The sequence below is a fragment of the Gardnerella sp. DNF00109 genome (assembly GCF_049262845.1).
Lineage (GTDB): Bacteria > Actinomycetota > Actinomycetes > Actinomycetales > Bifidobacteriaceae > Bifidobacterium > Bifidobacterium vaginale.
Window position 1 is genome coordinate 346,650 of the sequence record NZ_CP058406.1, and the last position, 19,489, is coordinate 366,138.

A 19,489-nucleotide genomic window follows, 5' to 3' on the forward strand; every position below is an offset into this window, starting at 1 on the left:
TTCTGGATTTTTAATGCTAAATTATGGTTTTTAGAAAGGATTAACATTGCGTGAAACATTGCAAAACAGCAAGTGCCCATGCATATATTTTGTTCTTCCTTGCTACAACGAGGAGCCTGTTCTTTCGCAGACTTCTAGTATTATTTTAAGCAAAGTTACTTTTCTTATTGAAAATAAGATTATTTCGGATTATAGCCGTATTCTTTTTGTGGATGATGGTTCTAGAGATTCGACTTGGAATATTATTTGCGATTTGCACCAGTCGAATCCTTCGCTTTTTGGCGGTGTAAAGCTTGCGCATAATCGTGGTCATCAAAATGCTTTGCTTGCTGGCTTAACTACAGCATATAAATCGGGTTGCGATGCTGCAATTTCCATGGACGCCGATTTGCAAGACGATGTTGATGTTGTTGATCAATTTATTGCAAAATATGTGGAAGGCTACGAGGTTGTGTATGGCGTTCGCTCGTCTAGAGAAACAGACACGTGGTTTAAGCGCAACACTGCATTAGCTTTTTACAGTGTTTTCAGATGGATGGGCGCAGAAACAGTTCCGAATCATGCCGATTATAGACTTATGGGCAAGAATGCGTTGAAGGCTCTTTTGGAATATAAAGAAGTTAATCTTTTCTTGCGTGGTATAGTGCCATCTATTGGCTTTAAGTCAACAAAAGTTGAGTATGTGCGTGGTAAGCGCAAAGCTGGTGTGTCTAAGTATCCGCTTAAAAAGATGATTTCGTTTGCTATAGATGGCATTACATCTTTTTCTACTAAGCCTTTGAGTTTTGTAACATTTGCAGGATTCGCGTCTATTTTAGTTTCACTATGCGTATTTGTTTATGTAATAGCTTCTGTTGTGCAAGGAAAAGCAGTTGCTGGCTGGGGTTCTGTTATGTTCTCAATGTGGTTTATTGGCGGATTGATTATGCTTTCAATCGGCATTGTGGGCGAATATATTGGAAAGATTTACATGGAATCTAAGCATCGCCCACGTTACGAGATTGAAACTACTATTTAGATATTTATATATTTAGGTATCTAAATTCTTAACTACTATTTAGTGCTTATTTTGCATTGGTTCAGAGAATTTTACGACTATATACTTGTTATCTAAAACAGTAGTGCATTTATCCGAAGGCCAAGAAGGCAGATTTTGTGCGGCCTTTTCTGCGTTTATATAAACGGATTCTAATACAGGATTTTTCATTTTAAATCCAGTAGTTGAGCGTATGAAACCAGTTTTTACCCATGTGCCGTGAAGAGTTGAGAATCCAATCTCAAACATTGATCGTCCAATAAGTTCAAGCTGATTTGACTTAAATTCACTAGGATTGTAGTCTGCTATGTGATTGCCAACGAATATTACTTTAAGAGGATTTTTATGATTTGCTTGTAGTACTTCTATTCTTCTAGCAACATCTTGAGCAATGTAATAGTCTTGGTTATAAGTCATGTATTCCGTGTAATACAAGCGATTTACTGTAAACGACTGACTTAATCCAATAATTGCAAGAAGAATGCATGCAATAATCGTTGTTAAAGTCTTTTTGCTAAATTGCATAATGTAATGCAACAAATACATGCATGAAAAAGCGCCAGCAAGCGGGTATGTTAGTTCCGTTCTAGCCGTGCCTGCTGTGCCGAGTATTACGCTCATCATCATAGGGCTTGCAACTATAGCAATAGCAAAAATAATAGTAAAAGCGTTAAGCTCTTTACGAATCACTTGAACAATAGTTAATAACACTAAAGCGATTAATGCAATTGTTATAAATACGCTATGGAATATTGTTCTTCCTAGATACATGTTTTTTGCATGCAAAAATATAGTATGAATGATTTTTGCTATAGGGTCTTTACCCCAACGCATTTGTTCTTTAATGTACGGATCTGTGAAGGTGTGGTTGGTAGCGATAACAATTTTATTCAAAATCACATAGCATGCATAGCTTGCTATAAACACGCAAATATACGTAAAAACGTAGCTTACTATGTTCTTGAATTTGCATGCATAGTCGCCCTTAATTATTAGTGCAATCATGGCTGTTCCAGCAATAAAAACAGTAGTCATTGCTAAGTAGAGAGTAAAACCAAAAATCGCAAAAATAAGTGCCATTAATGCGTATGCTAAAAGAGTTTTAAGTTCTTTACGATTTTGGTACGCGTTATGCGCACACATAAGCGACATGCTAACAAACATTAGCGCACAAGCTACGTCATCTCCCATAAGCAAGAATCCAAGCATTTCTGCAAGAATAGGAGCGCTTATAAAAGGAATCATAAATAAAGCTGGGTGGAATTTTGCGCCCAAATTGTGCGCTTTGCTAAACAAGTATGCCCATGTTGTTGCGGAAGCAAAAAGCGCAAGAATCATTAAGATTCCAGCTAATGAATTGTTATACCAGTATCTTCCTGTAACGTACTTAAAAGCCAGCAAGCCGAAGCGTTCTAGGCGAATCCAAGAATTGTAAAGAGCCTTAGATCTAGAGATCATTTCTTCTGTGTCTATAGAAAAAGTGTTAGAAAAAGCTTTTTGACCGTATGCAATAATCAAAAAAATCGCGCTTATTGCAAGTTCTGCAACATTAGATTTGCAAAAATCAATGAAGTCTTTAAAGGAATACGTTTTTTCTATAATTGCTCTAGTTGTGCTAGTTGAGTTGCTTTTTTTGCCGCATTTTGCAAGTGTAGCTGAATCTTGTAGTTGATTAGTGTTTAATTCTTTAATACAACTAGAGTCTGCTTGATTCATACTACAACCCTTCTATGTGTTTGACATGCATGTGCTACTTGTCACTAAAAAATATACTATAAGATTTTAATGCGTGACAACAATCTAAAAACTGATTGTGTTTAGTAGTACAATAGATATGATTTGTGCTATTTTACCGATTAGTGTGCAATGGAGACGATTTATGAATCCTGCAATTTCCGTGGTGGTTCCTGCGTACAACAAGGAGCCGTATATTAAGCAGTGCATGGATTCACTTGTTAATCAAACTTTTAAAAACATTGAGATTATTGTTGTTGACGACGCTAGTACAGATAATACTTTGCAAATTTTGCGCGATTATGAGCATAAAGATTCTAGAGTAAAAATTATTGCTAAAGATCATAATTGCGGTAGGCATGTTGCGCGTAAAACTGGTGTTCAGTCGACTAGCGGTGATTACGTTCTTTTTGTTGACGCAGATGATGAGATTGATCTTAAAGCTTGCGAAGTTCTCTACTCATACGTTACTAATAATCCTGCAGATATATTGCATTTTGGTGTTTCTATTCACCCAGAAGGCAAATCAGATGAAGATTTTGCATACAGCTACGATCAAATGTATGCGCAAAATAATGGTGATCAAACTGGCGATAATATTATTAAATCAACGTTTTCTAGTGATTTTCCGCATTGGACACCTTGGAATGTTATAACAGCGCTTTTTAAAGGTGACTTAGTTCGAGATGCGTTTAAAAAAACAGTTTCAACACGACTTTCTAAAGCAGAAGATGCTTACGAATATTTCGCTATTGCAGCCTTTGCTCAAACTTTAAAAGACTTAACAGCGTTTCGCGCGCTTAAATACCATATTGGCAGAGGAATTTCTGGAAGATCTAAGATAAGCGTTGAAAAATTTACTGTAGAACAACGAAGTGTTAAAGATGTTGTAAGCACTGTTTACGATTTTGCTAATGATTTTACTAAAGAGCCTTCGATGAAAAGTCGCAAGCAAACCATTGAAGAGGCCTCACGCTGGTTTGATAATCGTGGATTAAAAATAGTAAAAGATGAATTCTTTACACGCCTAAAAGTCGAGGATTTTCAAGAAGCCATAAACGCTGTTATTGAAACATGGGGATTAGAGCGCGCGTGCTCAATTGTGCTAGAAAAGCTTGTAGACCTTATGAATCAAGTTGTAGAAAGCGATTGCATAATAAAACACGGTTCAGTGTGTGATGTTCTTCTTAACGTTTATAGAAATATTAAACCAGATAGTTTTAAAGACAAACAAAACACAACTTACGATAAGCAAGTAGACTTAATGTCTTTGCATATTATGCAGGTTCATCAGCAAAAATATGAAGAAGAACAGAAACGTTTGCAAATTGAAGCGCAAAAACGTTACGATGCAATGCCAGTGTATAAGCGTTTTGCAAAAAAGATAAAAAATATGGTTAAAAACTTAACTAAATCAAAGAATGATAAATAAAGTCTAAAAAATAAATTTGAGATTAAACAAAATACAAAATTACACAATAGAATAATCAAGGATAATTAAGGGTAAATCAGGAGATAACATGATTTTGGAAAATCCAAAGCGCTTGGGCATTTTCTTCTTCTACGATGCGCAAGGTCACGCAGACCATTATGTGTCTACGCTGCTTGACGGATTCAAACCATTCTTTAACGAGCTTGCGATTGTAGTTAATGGCAAAATCGACGAGTCAAGCAAAGCGATGCTTAAAGGTTACGCGAACAAGTTTATTTTGCGCGAAAACAAGGGTTTTGACGTGTGGGCGTACAAAACTGCAATGGACTCTTACGGTTGGGCAGAGTTGGAAAAGTTTGACGAAGTAGTGCTATTTAACGCTACGATTATGGGTCCAGTTTATCCGTTTAGCGAAATGTTTAACGCTATGAACGCAAAAGACCTTGATTTTTGGGGCATAACAAAGTTCCATAAAGTTAATGGAGATCCGTTTGGATACAGTCCGTACGGATATTTGCCAGAGCATATTCAATCGCATTTTCACGCATACAGGAAAAGCTTTGTTCAATCCAAAGATTTTCAGGATTATTGGAACAATCTTCCACCAATCAACAGCTACTTTGAGTCTGTTGGATTGCATGAATCAGTATTTACAAAGCGATTTGCAGATAAGGGATACAAGTGGTCTGTATACGTTGATACGAGTGATTTAGAAGGCTATTCTTATGGCCCAATAACGTATGCTGCAAGGCAGATTGTGGAATACAAACGATGCCCGATTTTTAAGCGCAGGTCTTTCTTCCACGACTACTCCGACGTTTCTACGCAATCTGTTGGAAACCAAGCATTAGACTTATACGAGTATTTGAAAGACCACACAGATTACAACACGGATTTGATTTGGGAAAATGCTTTGCGAAGCATGAATATGGCAGATTTGATGAAGAATCTTCATTTGCGATACATTTTGCCGCAAAATCATGTTGTAGAAAACTCATCAACAGCTACATCAGCATCTACGGCTAAGCCAAAAGTCGCGTTGTGTATGCACTTGTATTACATGGATTTGCTAGATAAAAGTTTGCACTATATTCAGTCTATGCCGCAAGGATGTGACGTTATTTTAACTGTAGGATCGAAAGAAAACCAGCAAATTGTGAAACAGCGTGTGGAACATCTTCCATATGACGTAGACGTGCGGTTAATTGAAAATCGCGGTAGAGACGTGAGCGCATTCTTAGTGGGCGGCGGCGCAGATCTTATGAAGTACGATTACGTATGCTTTGCTCACGATAAAAAAGTCACGCAATTATCGCCTCGAAGCATAGGCGACGGATTTGCTTACAAGTGTTTTGAAAATATTCTTGCAAGTAAAGAGTATGTGCAAAACGTTATAAATCTGTTTGAAACGCATCCGCGACTTGGAATGGCAATGCCAACGCCGCCAAATCATGCGGACTATTTCCCAGGATTTACATACACTTGGGGTCCAAACTTTGAAGGCACAAAGAAATTCCTAGAAAAAACGTTAGGAATTAGCGTTCCGTTAGACGAAAACAAAGACGCTATAGCTCCGCTTGGCACAATGTTTTGGTTCCGTACAAAAGCTATGCGTGGGCTATTGGATAGAAAGTGGACTTACGAAGATTTTCCAGCAGAACCGCTAAAAATAGACGGAACGTTGTTGCACTTTATAGAGCGAGCATACGGGTATGTGCCGCAATCCAACGGATATTATGACGCATACATATTCTCGGATCACTTTGCGCGAATAGAAATGACTAACCTAGAATTCGATGTTCGAGAACTATCAAAATCTGTGAGCACGCCATGGATTAAACGCAATTTGGAAGAAACTTGTAGAGAAGTAATGCGCGGAAAGCGATTCCGTTACGCTGCTTTAAGAGTATTAAAGAGTATTGCAAAGCGAGTTTTCTATAAAACACTGTACATAGGTCAAAGAATTGTGCACATTGGTCGTAAAGGTAAAGAAGATGAGTGATATAAGCGTAAATACAGCTGCGACAAAACTTACGCGCGCAAAAAAACCGCGACTTTTCTACTTGGATTGGATTCGCGCAATAGCTGCGATTTTGATTGTTGTAACTCATTTTAACAATCCATATTTGGAGCCAATGCGGTTCTTCGTAAATAGACCGTTTGGAATCTACATTGGTGGATTAGGAGTATCGCTATTTTTGATTATTTCTGGCGCTGCTCTTATGTACAACTATGGCGATAGAGAAAGCCTGGATTTGCGCACATTCTACACAAAGCGCGCAAAAACACTATACCCAATGTTTTGGGTAGCATTCATAGTGGCGAATATTTTATTGTTTATTCGCAATAATGGATATATTTTTGTACCAAGGCATAAAATAACAGCAATTTTTTCGCTTTTTGGAATGGATGGTTATGCTTCTGCATTCGGCGTAGGTACTTTTTATGTTCTAGGCGAATGGTTCTTAGGGTTCATAATACTGTTTTACATAGTGTTTCCACTTTTAAGAGTTGGCGTAAATAAAATGCCAATAACAACTGTGTGCGTTGTGTTGGCTCTATACGCTGCAACAGTTGTGTTCTTTACTTTTTACCAGATTCCGCGAGTACCGTCTGATATTCTTTTAACAACAAGATTGCCAGAATTAGTATTTGGCATGATTTTTGTAAAGTTTATTAAAAAAGTGCCTTGTTGGCTTGCTGCAGTATCTTTTGTGATTCTTGCATTGCAACAATTAACGCATGTTTTACAAGGAAATATTGCCGTTACGATTGTAGGAATATTAGCATTTTTGCTGCTTTCTTATATTGGTGAACTTGTTAAAAGTTTTAAGCCATTAAGCGCGTGTACAAAATTTATATCCGCATATTCGTACCCGATTTTTTTGGTACACCATGTGTTAATAATGCAAGTGTTTACAGTAATATATCCAGTGTGGCTTAATCGCTGGCAAGCATACGGATTGCTAATCGCAGAGTTTGCGGTGATTCTTGTGCTTTCTGTAATACTCAAGCGTTTTACAAACTTGATTGTTGGTTTTGTGAGCAAATGTTGGGTGAAAATCGGCAGCAAGAATCGCAGTTTGGACTAACATGCGTATTTGTTCTGGAATAATCACCTATAATCCAACTTTAACAGACGTAAGCACGTGTTTAGAAGCGCTATGCAATCAAGTAGAGCGTGTAATAATCGTAGACAATGCGTCTAAAAATGTTAAAAGTTTGCAAGAAGTTGTAAGCAAATACGCAAACGTGACTTTAGTTAAAAACAGTCAAAATATTGGTTTTGCAAAAGCATTAACGCAAGTGTTTGAATGGGCAAAATCGCAAGGTTTCAACTGGGTTCTAACGCTTAACGACGATTCTGTTGTGCCAAGCAACATGATTAGCGAATACAAGAAAATCCTGGAAAATCAGGGAAGTCTTGTAAATCAAAAAAATTCAAAAAATTCCAAAATCGCAATTGTATGCTCTTTGCTAAAAAACCGTTTAGACGGCACGATTTTACACAGCAAATGCCACGAAGACGAATGCATAACGTCTGGAAGCTTAACAAGCGTAGAAGCGTGGCAGAAAATCGGCGGATTTGACGAATGGTTGGAAATTGACGGAGTAGACTTCGACTTTTCAAGGCGACTTGCGCGCGATGGCTGGCAAATCGTAGAGTGCCAAAACGTTATAATGGAACACCAAATCGGCAAAGCGCGCTCAATAAACTTGATTATAAAACACCCAATCGTGTGGAATCACAACGCAAATCGCAAGTACTATATAGCGCGAAATATGCAAGTAGTGGATTACAAAATGGGAACATACTCGTATGCTAAGTCGTTGCGTGCAGTTGTGCGAGATATGATTTTCGTTGCGCTGTGGGAAAAGAATAAATTTGCGAAAATTCGCGCGATGATACGCGGATTTAAGGATGGGCAGCAAAAGATTCGTCAAATGCGCAAAGCAGAACAGAACGCGGTTTGAAAGGATAGCAATGGAAAATTACGCTAAAAACGAAAATCCGCTAGTTTCTATAATCGTGCCAGTCTACAATTCTGCAAAATATTTGAGCGGATGCGTGAACTCGATTCTTGCGCAAACGTACAAAAACATAGAGCTGATTTTGGTAGACGATGGATCAAAAGACGACTCGGGTAAAATTTGCGATTCGTATGCATCAAAAGATTCGCGAGTTAAAGTAATACACCAACAAAACGGCGGAATATCGCGTGCGCAGAACGCAGGGCTTGATGCAGTGAGTGGGGAATTTATAGCGTTTGCAGACAATGACGATATTCTAGATTGCAAAAATATTGAGATTTTACTAAACGCTATTTTGCAAAGCGGAGCTAGTATGAGCAAAGCAAAATGGCGTCAATTTGGGCTAAGTAGCTTAGAGCAGATTAAAAAAGAAGCTGGTTTGGGTGCGCGCGGATTGGGTACGGAAAAATCGCAAGTAACCGCGCGTTTAGAGAACGCGACTCAAATAAAAATCGTAAAAAATCCTCTAAAAGCGTATCAAACTGTATTTTGCAAAATATTTAGAATAATCGGAAATAAGCTGGGCAAAAACAGCGAAGCGCGCTACTTTAACGAAGCGAATTGGTGCAGGCTTTACAAGCGAGAAATCTGGCAGGGAGTGCGATTCCCCGAAGGAAAGTTTGCGCAAGACACGGCGATGGCAAGCGTGCTGTACTCGCGCATGAATTGCGTGGCACATGTGGATGAAGTGCTGTATTACTGGCTGCAACGCGAGGATTCCGTAACGCATAAAATGCGAGACGCGGGCTTTTATCACGATCATATAGATGCAGTTCGAGCAAATTGGGATTTGTGCTTAAAGCACAATGTTGTGCCAGCAAGAAGCTACTACACAATGGTTGGAAACTTAAGGTATGAGCGATGCACGCTGAAAAGCGGAGAAAATAAGCTTAATGGCGGAAAAAGTAGCGACGCAGAAATCCAAAAAATATACGAAAAAAATTATGTTAAAGACGTAGAATTTGCTAAATCAGCTGTTAAAAAGCTTACGATTTTGCAGCGCGCGCAATGTTTTACTATGGCGTGTGTGAGAAATCTTGAAAAAATAATCTACGATTACAAAATCAAAAATATGAAGTAATGCAATTAAAAATCGAAGAGTAAGTGCAAATCAGAAAGCAAGAAATGAGTGGGAAAATGAGCGAATACCCAGATTTAGTAGTTGTTGGAGCAGGATTGTTTGGCTTAACTGTAGCTCAGCAGGCTGCAGAACGCGCTGGCGCAAGCGTTGAAATTATTGACGTGCGTAGTCACATTGGCGGAAATGCTTACTCGTATTTTGACGAGCGAACGGGAATTGAAATTCACAAGTATGGCGCACATCTTTTTCACACAAGCAACAAGCACGTGTGGGATTACGTGAACCGCTTTACAACGTTTACTAACTACGTGCATCGCGTTTACGCAACTCACGACGGCGAAGTGTATTCGTTGCCAATCAACTTAGGTACAATTAACCAATTCTTCCACGCGCATTATACGCCAGAAGAAGCTAAGGCTTTGATTGCAAGCCAAGCGGGGGAGTTTGCTGGCAAAGATCCGCAGAATTTGAACGATAAAGGCATTAGTTTAATCGGGCGCCCGCTTTATGAAGCGTTTATTAAGAATTACACGGCAAAGCAGTGGCAAACGGATCCTTCTAAGCTGCCTGCTGGAATTATCAAGCGCTTGCCTGTGCGATTTAACTACAATAATCGCTACTTTAAAGACACTTGGGAAGGATTGCCAACGGACGGCTACACAGCTTGGATGCAGCGCATGATTGACGATCCGCGTATTCACATTTCGCTTGGCGTGGACTTTTTCGACGAATCGCAGCCGTTTAATAAGCACGCGTTGGCGGAGGCTGGAGTGCCGGTTGTTTATACCGGTCCGGTTGATAGGTATTTTGACTATGCGCTCGGCGAGTTGAAGTGGCGCACTGTGGACTTTAAGGAAGTGCGTTACCAGGAGAGCGACCACTTTGGCTGCCCAGTTATGAACTATTCGGATGCAGATGTCCCGTTTACGCGCGCAATTGAGTTTAAGAACTTTAATCCAGAGCGCGAGGAGGTTGAGGGCGTTGCTAGTGGTGAAGCTGGCGATTGCGCAACTTTCATGCCAGGCAAAAGCGTTAAAGCTGGGGAGACTGTGGTTTGGCAGGAGTATTCTCGCGCTGCAACTCGCGAAGATGAGCCTTACTATCCAGTGAATACGGAGGAAGATAAAGCATTGTATGCGCGCTATGCAGAGCTTGCTGAGGCGCAGCCTAACACTGTTTTCGGTGGGCGTTTGGGCACTTACAGCTATTACGATATGCACAACGTGATTGATATGGCTTTGCGCGCTTACGAATCGCAAGTAGCGCCACTTATTGCTCACTAAATGCAAAATATAAATTAATAAAAATAAATAAAAATAAAGAGCTATACATCAAAAAGTGTATGAAACTAAACTGACTAAATTCTATTTCAAGAACATACATCAGAACAGTTTTATACACTTTTTGACATATAACCCAAAAGGAGAAGATTATTTGATACTAAACTAAATGATCTCGCGTGTCAAGATACAAAATTTAGACTCAAACTATAGTAAAGTCACGCTTCCCACTTAGTAGGCTCAATAACTTCTTTGCCACCCATATAAGCCTGCATAGCCTTTGGAATATCAATCGAACCATCTTCATGCTGATGATTTTCCAAAATAGCCACAAGCCAGCGAGTAGTAGCCAAAGTGCCATTAAGCGTGCTAACTGGGCGAGTTCCGCCATCTTCCATGCGTTCGCGAACATTCAAGCGGCGAGCCTGATACTCAGTGCAGTTAGAAGTAGAAGTAAGCTCACGGTAACGACCCTGAGTTGGAACCCAAGCTTCGCAATCAAACTTACGAGCGGCAGAAGAACCAAGGTCACCAGCAGCAGTATCAATAATGCGGTAAGGCACTTCCACCTTAGCAAGCATTTCCTGCTCCATACCAAGTAACTTCTGATGCTCAGCGCGAGAATCTTCCTGCTTGCAATAAACGAACATTTCTACCTTATCGAACTGATGCACGCGAATGATACCAGAAGTATCCTTTCCAGCAGCACCAGCTTCACGACGGTAGCAGCTCGACCAACCGCAATAACGCAAAGCACCATTGCTTAAGTCAAGAATCTCATCCTCGTGCATACCAGCGAGCGCAACCTCGGATGTGCCAACCAAATACTGATCATCTGGCTCACGAAGGCGATAAATCTCGTCCGCGTGAGAATTCAAGAAGCCAGTTCCGCGCATTACTTCTGGACGCACAAGCGTTGGCGTAATTGCAAGCGTAAAACCGTGCTCTTCGGCTTGGTCTACAGCCATAGTAAGCATTGCGATTTGCAATCTAGCCACAGCACCGCGCAAGAAGTAGAAGCGAGAGCCTGCAACCTTTACGCCTCTGCGCATATCAATTCCAGCAACGCCAGTTCCAAGAGTCAAATGATCCTTTGGTTCAAAGCCTTCTGCAGTAAAGTCGCGAGGTGTGCCAACTTTCTTAACTACAACATAGTCGTCTTCTCCGCCTTCTGGCGCTTCATCTTCAACGATGTTAGAAAGCTTCCACATTGCTGTAGTGTAGTCGGCAGTAGCCTGCTCAGATTCAGCTTTGTATTCTGCAACCTTTTGAGCAAGTTCTTTAGTCTGAGCAATAAGTGTGGCTTTCTCGCTATCTTGAGCAGCTGCAACCTTTTTTCCTATTGCTTTCTGCTCTGCTCTGGCTGCTTCAAAAGCCTTTAAACTGTTGCGGCGCAAGTCGTCTGCACGAAGCACCTCATCGACGAGCTCAACGGACTCGCCACGCTTGCGCTGCGATTCCTTAACTACGTCGGCATGTTCACGAATAAATTGGATATCAAGCATGTTTTCTAGCCTAGTGCCGCAAGGCGACAGATACATATATAATGGCATGAATAAGTGATTGCACTAAAAGGGGTAAAAATGGCGGTTATTCATGCTACGCAAGATAATTTTGAGAAAATTGCTGGTACTAATGAAATAGTTGTTGTTGATTTTTGGGCAACTTGGTGCGGACCATGCCGAGCTTTTGGTCCTATTTTTGAACAAGTTAGCGAAAAGTTTGACGATGTTCCATTCGTTAAGGTAGACATAGACCAGTCTCCTGATTTGGCAAGTGCTGCGGCGATTAAAGCGGTTCCAACGGTTATGGTTATCAAACGTGGAGATGTTATTTATCGTCAGGCTGGTGCTTTGTTGCCAGCCGATTTAGAAGATTTAGTCAATCAAGCTAAGGCTTACGATCCTAGTAAAGATGATGAAGGTAATTCTGTAAGCGAATCAAGTGAATCTGAAAATGATGGGGAATAGTAGTAAGAACCTTGATTTTAAGCCATTCTCTTTGCATGAGTCTACAATTATATATACTTTGTGCAAAAAGCTGTATGAGGATTATTTATTTTTAGATTTACGCTTTGTGCATTAACTTCTACCAAGGAGAGTTATGACAAGTCACCGAAGGAAAACTGTTACACTTACCTCATTGAGTGTTCGTCAGTGGGCAAGAATTGTAGCGATTTTTGTTGGTTTTGTGTCTGTAGTAACTCTTGGTATTGCGTCTAGGAACTTTTATTCGGCATCAAAGAATCATTCTGCGAAGCCTTACATAACTGCTTATTCTGCTACAGATTCCGCTAATCAGGTTTCGCGTGGTACGTATCGTAATTCGCTTAAAAGTGTTAAAAAAGGCGCTACTTCTTACATAACTGTGAATATCAATGGGAGTCATCGTACTGTTCTTGGCACGGATTTTACAAACGTTAAGTCTGTTTTAGAAGCTGGAGATATTACTCTTGGGCCTAATGATGTTGTAGAGCCTGCACTTGATTCCAAGGTAACTGAATCGACAGTTATCAACATTAAGCGTGCAGGCGCAAAGCTTGAAACTTCTGATGAACCGATTGCTTTTAACACGGTTAAGAAGGAAACTGCAGCTCTTCCAAAGGGCACGGAAAAGGTTAAGGATCAGGGTGCTCCTGGCGTGATGGAAACAAGTAAGATTGTTACTCGCGCAGGTGATAAAGTTGTTTCGTCTAACGTTTTTGTATCGTTTGTTAAGCAGGCTCCAAAAGATAAGGTCATTCTTGTTGGCACAGGTGGAGCTAGCGTAGATTCAGATTTTGCATCTTCTATTGGTACTACAGTTCCTGCTGGTGAAATGCAGGAGTGGGCGCATTCTTGGCTTCTTTCTAACGGTTACAGTGAAGCTGATTTTACTGCTACAGTGTTTATTATTTCACATGAATCAGGTTGGCGTGTAAACGCTATGAATCCTTCTGGTGCATACGGTTTGCCTCAGGCTCTGCCTGGAAGAAAGATGTCTTCTATGGGTGCTGACTGGGCGACTAATTATCAGACTCAGCTTCGTTGGTTCTGGAATTATTGCAATGGTCGTTACGGTTCCATTCAGGGTGCCTACAGGCATTGGTTGTCTCATAGAAGCTACTGATTTGTATTATACTTGCTACTATTATGAATTTTGCGGCAATTGTAAGTTTGTGAGGATTATAGATTTATAGACGCACAGACTCATAGTGTGTACTTATAGATTTGTTTTAAGGCGATTATCGTAGAGTCAAGTATGTTTCTTGCTTTTACGATAATCGCTGATTATTTTATGCGTGTTGTGTGAATATGGAAGGAAATTTAAGTGACAATATTGCCTAGAAAATCATGGTTTAATAAGGGTGATGAATTTGCTAGTGAGCATGCTAGCTGCAAGTCTTTCGTGAACTTGTCTAAACTTAGTCATGCTCTTGTTGGTGAAGAAGCGTATAAAAACAATCGTCTTACGCGTGCAGCCTTGGTTTCTCTGGCGATTCTAACTTTTATAACTTTTATTGGCAATTTTGCGCAATTGCAGCTCACTGCTGCATTACCTACTATTGTGCGTGAGTTTAACATAAGTGTTACTACGGGACAGTGGCTTACGTCTATTTTTCAGCTGATTATGGCTATTATGGTGCCGCTAACAGCATTTTTGACTAGACGATTTTCTACTCGTCAAATTGTTATTACTTCCATGATTCTTTTTACTCTAGGCTCAGTTATGGCATGGCTGAGTAATGATTTTATTATGGCGTTAGCTGGGCGAACTCTAGAGGCTATTGGCACTGGAGTTATGTGGCCTGTTCTACAGATTACTGTGTTTTCTGTATACCCAGTTACTCGTAGAGGAATGGCTATGGGTAGCGTTGGTATGGCAATGAGCATTGCTCCAGCAATTGGACCAACAGTTGGTGGTATGCAAACTGATTTTAATGGTTGGCGTTCTATATTCTTATCTCTTACAATTATCGGCGTAATTTCTATTATTCTTTCCATACTTTTCTTACATAATTTCGGTGAACATGATCGCTCTGCTAAGGCGGATTTTTTCTCCGTTGGACTTTCAATTGTTGGCTTTGGTGGAGTTATGTTTGGTTTCACAAACATTGAGTCTTATGGCATTTCAAATCCGCTTTCGTGGTCACCTATGGTTGTTGGAGCATGTGGAATAACGTGGTTTGTGATTAGACAATTGCGTGCGCGAGTTAAAGGAAAGCAGCCGTTGCTTGGAATAAGCGTGTTGAAGAATCGCTATTTTACGATTGGCACCGCTTGCGCATGTTTAACATTCTTTGCGTTTAGCTCAATTATGGTGGTTATTCCGCTGTATATTCAATCAGATCGTGGTTTTTCAGCTACTATGAGTGGTCTGGTATTGTTGCCTGGCGCGTTTGGAATGGCAATTTCGCAATATTTTGGTGGGCGTATGCTCGATCGTTTTGGTGTGCGACCTGTAGCAATGGCAGGCTCTCTTATTTTGCTTTTTGGCACAGTTATGATGAGCCTTATCGATAAAGACACATGGATTTGGTGGATTTCAATCTGGCAGTTTACGCGACAAATCGGCATGGGATTTTTGCTTATGCCTGTTACAACATGGTCTTTAAATTGCTTGCAACCTAGTGAGTTGGGCGATGGTTCTGCAGTCACTAATACAATGAGACAGCTTTGGGGTGCTATTGGTGCTCCAGTACTTGTTGTTACTATGGCTACTTTTACTCAGTGGTATCATATGCTTACTGGAGTTGGTTCTGCAGATAATTTGGCAGCCAGCATTTTTGGTGTTCAATGGACTTTGAGAATTAGTGCGATTATTACGGCTGTTATGGCTTTAATTGTGATTTTTGGGGTTAAAGGTGATGGGGCTGGTTCTGCTCATCAGCTTGCGCGTAAGGCGATTGATCGTATGCGCGTTTTGCATATTCCTCATGCGTCGGAGCATAAAGACGTTATGCACGATCACACGCATCATCAATACTGATATATTGCACGCTCTCTGACGTGTTTGCTGTTGCGCGCTTTCTTGTTTGGTATTGTGCATCTTCCTTGTTTGTTGTTGTAGGAGGGCTGGGTGTTTCTTGTCTCACAACGCTCTGCCTCTTACGTGTTATCTTGTGTTGCGGTTGTTCCGATTTGGCTTTGATTTTGTTTTTTGGTTGATGTTTGTTTGTAGTGGTTGATCATTTGGATTATTTGGTATCGGCTGCCGCTCTTATATTGTTCGACCAAGAATCACCCAGCCCTCTTACGTACTAGAACAATTGCGTATATCTTAATCACCGAGATTCTCGATTTTTCTTGCTACTTCAGCGAATCACCATTTCATGCTGCGAATCGACTTGCATGAGCGCTTTGACTGAGCTTGAAATTGCATAACGCATTTCAAGCTCCTTCAAAGCGTGATTTGGCTTAATGCATAAAGTCCAGTGGACTTTATGCGCCAAATCAGCCGAACGGCTACTAATAGCCGTGAGGAATAGCGTAGCGCGCGAATGCACTTCGATTCGCTGAGCTTGCTCAAAGTTGAAAGCACAGTGTGCTTTCAACGCAAGCGAAGACGTGAGCGCGCTGTAACGCGCGAGCGATACATCTCATTCAGTGCGAAAAATCAAGAATCTCTACCTAACTTGGTATTGGTAAATTTTGCATAATCATTTGTTCGTTTTGTTGAATTTTGCAAAATTTTCTTATGAATTTTGTTAACTACCTAACGTTTTTCACATAGAAACGCTCATTTGAGTTTGTTTTTTGCGTTTAGTTGTGCGATAATGTTCACATGATTTCTTCTCAGCGTCAGCAGTTGATTTTAAGCCGTCTTCGCACCAGAGGGGCTGTGCGTATTACTGCTCTTTCTAAAGAGCTAAGTGTTTCGGCAATGACTATTCGTAGGGATATCGCCGAGCTTTCAGACAAAGGTCTTTTAAAAAGAGTTCATGGTGGTGCTGTTACAACTAACACTCTTCTTTCTGAGCCTCTGTTTTCGGTAAAGTCGCAGATGGATATGGGCTTAAAGGACGCAATCGCCAGCAAAGCTGTGGATTATGTTCAGCCTGGAGATGTTATAGCTATTGGTGGTGGCACCACTGCTTATGTATTTGCTCAGCATCTACTTGAGTCTCGCAGAGCTTCTGGTATTACGATTTTAACCAATTCGATTCCTGTTGCAGAGCTTGTTCAGGCGCTTGAGTCTAAAGATATTGAGGTTATTGTTACTGGCGGAGTTATTACTAGATCTAATTCTCTGGTTGGTCCTATTGCGGATAAGGTTGTTTCGTCTTTGCGCGTAAACACCGTGTTTTTGGGCACTCATTCCGTGAGCCTACCTCGTGGATTCCTAATGCCTAATTCTCTTGAAGCTGCTACAGATATGGCTTTGATGGATATTGCGGATCGTACGATTATTTTAACAGATCACACTAAATGGACTTGCACATCGCTTTCACTGTTTGCTCGCTTCGACCAAGTGGATACTGTTATTACAGATGATTGTCTGGATGCGGATTCTCAGCTTCGCACGCGTGAGCTTGTTAAAAATTTGGTTCTTGCTCCTACAATAGATTCTTTGGAAGAAGAGTAGCTTGTAGATCAGTATTGCATTACTTATTGCGTATTGTGTGGGGCTTGTGTTAGGCTCAGTTAGTTCATGACTTTGTAGTGATTACACATTAAAGTTGCGCGGCTTATGCTTGCGATTCACGGTTTGCTTGTTTTGCGCACTTTTGCTGCTTTGCAGTCTGTAGATTAATTTTGTGCAATTACATTTGTAATTGCGCCTTTGAATGTTCGTAATTACGCATTGTCAACATTATATGTCAACTATGTTGAAGTAATTTACGAAAGGCTATTGTGCCACATACTCATTATGCTGCGTCTGCTAAAACGCAAGGTGCTAAGAAATCTGCTGGTAAAAAATCTGCTGTAAGTCAGGGAGCTAATAAGAATTTTTCTAAAAAAGGCTATAAGTCTAATAGAAACCCATTTGAATATCAGGGAAATCGTAAGAATAACGAATTTAATGCGCGTAAAGCACGTAATCGCAAGGCAGACAAAGCTAGAAGTCGTGCTCGTGAAAAGGCTTTGCAATATGAAGAGATTGCAATTCAAGAAGCTGAACAAGATTTTGGCAAACGCGATTTAAAAAAGCGCGATTTTGATTTTGACAATCGCAATATGAAGAAGAGTAGAGATAGTCGCCACAATAGACACCAGACAAGTCGCCAGCAACCGACGACTATTGATACTGAGTCTTCAATAAAGAAAAATCTAGAAATTACAAAAAATTCCATAATGATTCCAGATACAGCTGTGGAATCTCGAGAAAACTATAGTGATGATGTTACTTTTGCACAGCTTGGTGTTCCAGAACCATTGGTTAACGTTTTGCGTGCAGACGGTAAAAACACGGCTTTCCCAATTCAGCAGGCCACTCTGCCAGACTCTTTACAGGGTGCAAACATACTTGGTAGAGGGCGTACAGGAAGTGGTAAAACTTTAGCATTCTCGATTCCTCTTGTAGCAAGATTAGCTGAAAACTTTGTTGATTTAATAAATTCTGGTCGTACTTCTAGAAAAAACAAAAATCGCGAAGATAGTAATATTCCAGCACCTCATGCGATGATTTTGGCTCCTACGCGAGAACTTGTGCATCAGATTGATGAGGTGATTGCTCCTCTTGCAGCAGCATATGGGATGCATACTGTTACTATTTACGGCGGAGTAAGATATCAGAGACAAATTGCTCCATTAAAGCAAGGTGCTCAGATTATAGTAGCGTGCCCAGGGCGATTAGAAGATTTACTAAAACAAGGCGCATTAACGCTTGAAAACATAGAAGTCAGTGTTTTAGATGAGGCTGACGAAATGGCTGATATGGGGTTCTTGCCAGCTGTAACAAGGCTTTTAGAGCAGACAAATCCTAATGGTCAAAGAATGCTGTTTTCTGCAACTTTGGATAAGCAAGTTGCTGCTATAGTAAATCGCTTCTTGCCGAATGCTGTTGTGCACGCTGTGGATGATGCGGATTCTCAGGTAGATACAATGACTCATCATGTGTTTGGAGTGTCTGCAGGAGATAAGTATGAGGTTCTACGTAAATTAGCGTCTGGTAAAAAACGCTCTATATTCTTTACTCGCACAAAATACCAAGCTAAGAACATGGCTAAAAAGTTCATTAGTCAGGGTATTCCAGCCGTCGATTTGCAAGGAAATTTGTCTCAGAATCAGAGAGATAGGCACTTGGCTGTGTTTTCTGATGGGCTAGTGCGCGTTCTAGTTGCTACAGATGTTGCGGCTCGAGGCATTGATATTAGCGATGTGGCGCTTGTGGTGCAAACCGAGCCTCCAGAGGATCCAAAATCGTTCTTGCATAGATCTGGGCGTACTGCGCGCGCTGGGGAGTCTGGCGATGTCGTAACTCTTGTGTTGCCGAATCAAAAGCGCATGGCGAACACTATGCTTCGACGCGCTGGAATTCATGCTAAGGCAGAAGACATTAAGCCAGATTCGCCTGTTTTGCAAGAAATTGTTGGGGATTTGGCGGATTTGCAAGAGGGCTGGAGTATGCCAGAGCCAGAGCAGCCAAAGCGCAGAGGCAGAGGAAGAAGCCGCAGGCGCGACGACCTACCTTCGCGCTTTAAGCGTAGCGCGCGAAGGTAATTCGGAGCGCTGAGCTTGCTCAAAGTTGAAAGCACGGTGTGCTTTCAACGCAAGCGAAGACGTGAGCGCGCTGTAACGCGCGAGCGGTTTTCTTTGTTTACTGTTGCGCGAGGGCTGGGTGATTCTTGTCTCACAACGCTCCGCCTATTACGTGTTGTCTTGTGTTGCGGTTGTTCCGATTTGGCTTTGATTTTGTTTTTTGTGTTGATGTTTGTTTGTAGTGGTTGATCATTTGGATTATTTGGTATCGGC

General features: G+C 40.8%; 14 protein-coding genes. 12 read left to right on the forward strand and 2 right to left on the reverse strand.

The window, feature by feature from the left end; translation table 11 throughout:
* Window positions 1-46: 46 nt before the first annotated feature.
* Entirely contained in the window at window positions 47-1,018 is a 972-nt protein-coding gene (locus HXT20_RS01305; RefSeq protein WP_004112145.1) for a glycosyltransferase family 2 protein, read from the forward strand.
* 39 nt (window positions 1,019-1,057) lie between these two features.
* Here the strand turns inward: HXT20_RS01305 and HXT20_RS01310 are convergent, their stop codons facing one another.
* The gene (locus HXT20_RS01310) at window positions 1,058-2,752 is read right to left on the reverse strand and encodes a glucosyltransferase domain-containing protein (RefSeq protein ID WP_422114405.1); all 1,695 of its coding nucleotides are present in this window, start codon (window positions 2,750-2,752) and stop codon (window positions 1,058-1,060) included.
* 163 nt (window positions 2,753-2,915) lie between these two features.
* Between HXT20_RS01310 and HXT20_RS01315 the strand changes: the two genes are divergently transcribed.
* The 6 genes from HXT20_RS01315 to glf all read left to right on the forward strand — a co-directional run bounded on the left by HXT20_RS01315 (window position 2,916) and on the right by glf (window position 10,598).
* Window positions 2,916-4,202, forward strand: coding sequence for a glycosyltransferase family 2 protein (locus tag HXT20_RS01315; protein ID WP_116773081.1), 1,287 nt, complete (start codon window positions 2,916-2,918; stop codon window positions 4,200-4,202).
* Window positions 4,203-4,290: 88 nt separating this feature from the next.
* Complete coding sequence (locus HXT20_RS01320; RefSeq protein WP_004575058.1) at window positions 4,291-6,204, forward strand: rhamnan synthesis F family protein; 1,914 nt, start codon at window positions 4,291-4,293, stop codon at window positions 6,202-6,204.
* Window positions 6,197-7,294, forward strand: a complete 1,098-nt coding sequence (locus HXT20_RS01325) for an acyltransferase family protein (protein ID WP_004575007.1) — start codon at window positions 6,197-6,199, stop codon at window positions 7,292-7,294. Before HXT20_RS01320 ends, HXT20_RS01325 begins: the two co-directional genes overlap by 8 nt.
* Before the next feature lies 1 nt (window position 7,295).
* Complete coding sequence (locus tag HXT20_RS01330) at window positions 7,296-8,177, forward strand: glycosyltransferase (RefSeq protein ID WP_004116962.1); 882 nt, start codon at window positions 7,296-7,298, stop codon at window positions 8,175-8,177.
* 10 nt (window positions 8,178-8,187) lie between these two features.
* Window positions 8,188-9,315: a glycosyltransferase family 2 protein gene (locus HXT20_RS01335; RefSeq protein WP_004575069.1), complete on the forward strand. Its 1,128-nt coding sequence runs from the start codon at window positions 8,188-8,190 to the stop codon at window positions 9,313-9,315.
* Between the two features lie 56 nt (window positions 9,316-9,371).
* Window positions 9,372-10,598, forward strand: coding sequence for a UDP-galactopyranose mutase (gene glf / locus HXT20_RS01340; RefSeq protein WP_004574973.1), 1,227 nt, complete (start codon window positions 9,372-9,374; stop codon window positions 10,596-10,598).
* 215 nt (window positions 10,599-10,813) lie between these two features.
* Here glf and serS read toward each other — a convergent pair whose 3' ends face one another.
* The gene (gene serS / locus HXT20_RS01345) at window positions 10,814-12,100 is read right to left on the reverse strand and encodes a serine--tRNA ligase (RefSeq protein WP_065189515.1); all 1,287 of its coding nucleotides are present in this window, start codon (window positions 12,098-12,100) and stop codon (window positions 10,814-10,816) included.
* A gap of 78 nt (window positions 12,101-12,178) precedes the next feature.
* On the opposite strand from serS, the gene trxA reads away from it, so the two are divergent.
* The 5 genes from trxA to HXT20_RS01370 all read left to right on the forward strand — a co-directional run bounded on the left by trxA (window position 12,179) and on the right by HXT20_RS01370 (window position 19,237).
* Window positions 12,179-12,565: a thioredoxin gene (trxA, locus tag HXT20_RS01350; protein WP_004112182.1), complete on the forward strand. Its 387-nt coding sequence runs from the start codon at window positions 12,179-12,181 to the stop codon at window positions 12,563-12,565.
* 133 nt (window positions 12,566-12,698) lie between these two features.
* Complete coding sequence (locus HXT20_RS01355; RefSeq protein ID WP_004137936.1) at window positions 12,699-13,703, forward strand: G5 domain-containing protein; 1,005 nt, start codon at window positions 12,699-12,701, stop codon at window positions 13,701-13,703.
* Window positions 13,704-13,904: 201 nt separating this feature from the next.
* Window positions 13,905-15,563, forward strand: a complete 1,659-nt coding sequence (locus HXT20_RS01360) for an MDR family MFS transporter (RefSeq protein ID WP_004116956.1) — start codon at window positions 13,905-13,907, stop codon at window positions 15,561-15,563.
* A gap of 795 nt (window positions 15,564-16,358) precedes the next feature.
* A complete protein-coding gene (locus HXT20_RS01365; RefSeq protein ID WP_004112186.1) occupies window positions 16,359-17,159 on the forward strand; it encodes a DeoR/GlpR family DNA-binding transcription regulator in 801 nt (266 codons plus the stop codon).
* 269 nt (window positions 17,160-17,428) lie between these two features.
* Window positions 17,429-19,237, forward strand: coding sequence for a DEAD/DEAH box helicase (locus HXT20_RS01370; RefSeq protein ID WP_421786152.1), 1,809 nt, complete (start codon window positions 17,429-17,431; stop codon window positions 19,235-19,237).
* The last annotated feature ends 252 nt before the right edge of the window (window positions 19,238-19,489 follow it).

Coding starts and splice junctions, on each gene's coding strand:
- glf (WP_004574973.1), top strand. CDS start 9,372: ATGAGCGAATACCCAGATTTAGTAGTTGTTGGAGCAGGATTGTTTGGC.
- trxA (WP_004112182.1), top strand. CDS start 12,179: ATGGCGGTTATTCATGCTACGCAAGATAATTTTGAGAAAATTGCTGGT.
- HXT20_RS01365 (WP_004112186.1), top strand. CDS start 16,359: ATGATTTCTTCTCAGCGTCAGCAGTTGATTTTAAGCCGTCTTCGCACC.
- HXT20_RS01355 (WP_004137936.1), top strand. CDS start 12,699: ATGACAAGTCACCGAAGGAAAACTGTTACACTTACCTCATTGAGTGTT.
- HXT20_RS01320 (WP_004575058.1), top strand. CDS start 4,291: ATGATTTTGGAAAATCCAAAGCGCTTGGGCATTTTCTTCTTCTACGAT.
- HXT20_RS01330 (WP_004116962.1), top strand. CDS start 7,296: ATGCGTATTTGTTCTGGAATAATCACCTATAATCCAACTTTAACAGAC.
- HXT20_RS01335 (WP_004575069.1), top strand. CDS start 8,188: ATGGAAAATTACGCTAAAAACGAAAATCCGCTAGTTTCTATAATCGTG.
- HXT20_RS01315 (WP_116773081.1), top strand. CDS start 2,916: ATGAATCCTGCAATTTCCGTGGTGGTTCCTGCGTACAACAAGGAGCCG.
- serS (WP_065189515.1), bottom strand. CDS start 12,100: ATGCTTGATATCCAATTTATTCGTGAACATGCCGACGTAGTTAAGGAA.
- HXT20_RS01325 (WP_004575007.1), top strand. CDS start 6,197: ATGAGTGATATAAGCGTAAATACAGCTGCGACAAAACTTACGCGCGCA.
- HXT20_RS01310 (WP_422114405.1), bottom strand. CDS start 2,752: ATGAATCAAGCAGACTCTAGTTGTATTAAAGAATTAAACACTAATCAA.